A 3547-nucleotide genomic window follows, 5' to 3' on the forward strand; every position below is an offset into this window, starting at 1 on the left:
GCCATTGTTCTTCAAGAGCGTAACGCCATTGAATATCTTCAACCGTATCCATTGCGTCGTAACAATGCTCCGGTGTTTGCAGCAAACTTAAATAATGGTCTCTCAACAGAAACTGAGACTGATAGAGATTAGGGTGTTGCTCAAGACTTAACGTTGCAGTGTCCAATGTTTATTCCTTTTTGATTATTTTTGTGGGTTTGGAAACTTACTGGCATACAAGCAGATTGCTAATGCCAACAAGGATGAAAAACAAGCACTCGCCCAAAGAATTGATGGAGAGTATTGGTCTAGTAACCATCCACCTATAGGAGGGGCGAGTACGAAGCCTAATTTCTTAAAGCCAGCAGCTCCGTAGTAACTACCTCGTTTAGACTCAGGGGCAGTATCATCAGTTAAAATTGTTGTCATTGGGAACATCACGGATTCACCAGCACAAATGATGACGATTGCTAAAACGAATATATGATAACTGTCTGTCGGCACGATAAGTGCCGCGTAACCAACAGACATCAAAAGACCGCTTTTCAACAACTTGTTAAGTGTCGTTTCATTTCGCAGTAAGTAGGTCATTGGGGCTTGAAAAAGAAGAACGCTGACAGCGTTTACTACCAATAACAATGTGAATAATTGAGCTCCACTTAGGTTGTTGCCCCAGTAACCCTTCCACATATCCAGTAAACCTTTGGCACTTTGAGAAGAGCCAAATTGCTCGAGAAGTTGTAAGGATAATGCAGAGCTCGTTAAGGCATATGAAAACAACACCAATGTAAATGCCATGACATAAAAGGTGAACTTCTTATCGGTAAGGACAACCTTTAAAGTTTCGACAAAACTAGGAGCTTTTTGAGGGACCGACTTGTGGGGCGTAATGTCAAAGAACAAGACGGCAAAAAGTAAACCGAAACTCATGATACCTGCGATTAAAAACACCATGCTTGGATTGTCACTGGAAGCAAAATATCCACCAACAAGAGGTGCAATAGCCGCAGAAACATTGATTGAGGTATAGCGAAGAATCATTGCTCTTTGGATCTTTTTTTTCTCTCCCTCATCCCTACATGCCGCCATAAGAACAGGTTCAAATACAGCCGTCGCCATACCAAATACTAAGTTTGTTAAAGCGAGGTAGATGGGTGAATCTAGATAGAAAAACAACGCATAGGCAAATGTTACAAGTAACGCCGAGAATGTGAGTACGAATTTTCTTGGTAAATGGTCGGACAAAGTACCACCATAAAAACCAGAAATTACGCCAGCAAGAGGGCCGCAGGCAATGATCATTCCAATATAGGTATTTGACAATTCAGAAGTCGAAGATAGGTATAAAGCCAGAAACGGTAACGACATAAACTGCCCAAACCTATTGAAGCCTGAACCTAGCACTAGGAGCCACCCTTCACGGCCAATTGAGAACCAAGGTTGTGAATCTATAATGGCTTTTGCTTCTGACATAAAATGTAACACCTAGTTGTTATTTGTTACATTATTATTAAAGATATGAGTTATAGTCAATATGAAAAATAACATACATATATAACTGAAAGTTATTTATCGACAATGGTTTAAGTTCAATTGGATGAAAAAACCATAACAAACACATTACTCAGCATAAAGTTGGATATATGTACAATAGAGTGTCATAAAAAACTAGTATGAAAAAACACCAAACTAAATGATATGTTTATCACTTATAGGGCTTTATAAAGCGTGGAATCAAGTACACACCAGCTTTGTTGTAAACATCGAATGAAATAAGTCAGAATCCAACGATCAGGGACATTCATTTACTGACTTTGATTTCATGCCGAAGCCTCGCTGAAGATTCCTCCCCAGGCATGCCGAGGGCATTCATCTTCGGGTACCCCGTGGTTTCTGTATTCACAGAATAAAACCATTAACTGGCGCAAGTACAATAAATCCTTGAACAACCGAAGTTCACTCATGTTTTGGATTGACGTAGAGATAATAACTAAGAGGAAATAACCTAAATAGAATAGACGTGGTACACCACGATTGTTTAGTGACATCGCTACCACAACTGCTCTCATGGTCAAGCGCGTCTTTTCCTTACCATCAAGGGCGCTACAAGGCTTTATTGACTATGTTTTTAGATTGGCAAACGTCCCATTGGTTTGTCCCCACTATTCATGCATCAGTCGCCGATCTAAGAATGTAGAGCTTAATTTCAAAGCCTCGTCACGAGGTGCCATTCAACACCTGACTATCGATGGAACTGGGCTCAAGGTATATGGTGAAGGGGAATGGAAAGTGAAAAAACACCGAACCGATGGTAAGCGTCGAGTCTGGCGTAAACTCCATCTTGCCATTGATACAGATACTCATGAAATTATTGTAGTTGAACTGATACTTTCGGGCGTGACAGATGTGGAAGGACTCCCTAATTTGCTCAAACAAACACACCGTTCCATCAAGGAAATCTCGGGAGATTGCATATACGATACAAGGGAGTGCCATTGGGTGATTAGGGTTAAGAAAGCGAACCTCTATTCCCTCCGCGTGAAGCAACTACTAGGCGCGTCACTCACGCTTCGCAATTACAACGCACAAGTTAGGGAGACTTACGCCATAATCAAAGCACTCAACAAGCTTACTGGGATAAGTATGCCTAAAACTCAGTATATCATTTAAAATCAAACAACCCCCCCTATAGTCACAGGAATTTGTCATGAGTAATACTGATAAACGAAGCAAAAGAGCAAAAAACAAAGCAAAGAAAGCTCGCTTACAAAAGCAAAAGAATATCGAAAAAAAGAATAAAGTAGAAATGGTGAGTGTTGGTAGTGACTTTTTGAAGCTTTTTCAATCATTACCGAAAAAAGATAATCCATACGAGCTGATACCATTATTCAAAGAATATCTTGTTGAAAATGGTTCAATAGATATTGAAGCTGAAACAGCAATGCTGTTTGTCATCCATGCGTTTTGGCTTGCTTCTGGAGATAAATCTTTCGTCCTTGATGATGTTGAAATGATCGTTAGTGAAACACTAAGTAACCCAGAGTTCTTTGAGTATTATGATGAAAGGAAAAAAGTAACAACTAAAGAAACAAACGTAATCTATCCAGATTTTTCTGATGCTGATGTTGATGATGATGATGAATTTGAGGTGAAGTATTCCCCTTTAAGCTGCGAGTTTGAGCATGATGAAGAATTGTTTGAAATTGTTATCTATGAGGGTGACAACGGCCTATGGTTGTTAGAAGTTGTCGGTTCATGCGGAACGTCATGTCTTTGGAATGAGCAATATAAATCAGATCAAGATGCCCTCAATGAAGCTATTAAAACGATAAAATCAGAGAGTAAATCTATGTTTTTAGAAGATAAATTACACTGATGTGACATTTCCATCCCAAACGTAGCGTTCATTAAATAACAGTTGTCAAAACGAATGGTGTTGCATTTGTTGTGTGATCTTATTTTGAATATCTTCATGACACTCTTATATCGCCAACTTTCTTAACTCCGCAATCGTGGTTTTTTTTCTCTTTGCCATACTTCAGGTTATTTATGAATTGCTAATATTCGG

2 protein-coding genes and 1 pseudogene are annotated in these 3547 nt (G+C 39.3%); 2 read left to right on the top strand and 1 reads right to left on the bottom strand.

What is annotated here, in order from left to right:
* Window positions 1–183: 183 nt before the first annotated feature.
* On the bottom strand, window positions 184–1452 hold the full coding sequence (locus ACTRWI_RS22080) for an MFS transporter (protein WP_499133846.1): 1269 nt from the start codon (window positions 1450–1452) through the stop codon (window positions 184–186).
* Window positions 1453–1872: 420 nt separating this feature from the next.
* Between ACTRWI_RS22080 and ACTRWI_RS22085 the strand changes: the two are divergent.
* Both ACTRWI_RS22085 and ACTRWI_RS22090 read left to right on the top strand, forming a co-directional pair.
* Window positions 1873–2649: pseudogene (locus tag ACTRWI_RS22085) on the top strand (IS5 family transposase).
* Between the two features lie 37 nt (window positions 2650–2686).
* Window positions 2687–3355: a hypothetical protein gene (locus ACTRWI_RS22090; RefSeq protein ID WP_499133847.1), complete on the top strand. Its 669-nt coding sequence runs from the start codon at window positions 2687–2689 to the stop codon at window positions 3353–3355.
* The last annotated feature ends 192 nt before the right edge of the window (window positions 3356–3547 follow it).

Source organism: Pseudoalteromonas sp. G5_S1_14_S5 (assembly GCF_054968605.1).

What these genes read in the sequence shown, in the direction of transcription:
- ACTRWI_RS22080 (WP_499133846.1), bottom strand. Translation starts at nt 1,452, where the DNA reads ATGTCAGAAGCAAAAGCCATTATAGATTCACAACCTTGGTTCTCAATT.
- ACTRWI_RS22090 (WP_499133847.1), top strand. Translation starts at nt 2,687, where the DNA reads ATGAGTAATACTGATAAACGAAGCAAAAGAGCAAAAAACAAAGCAAAG.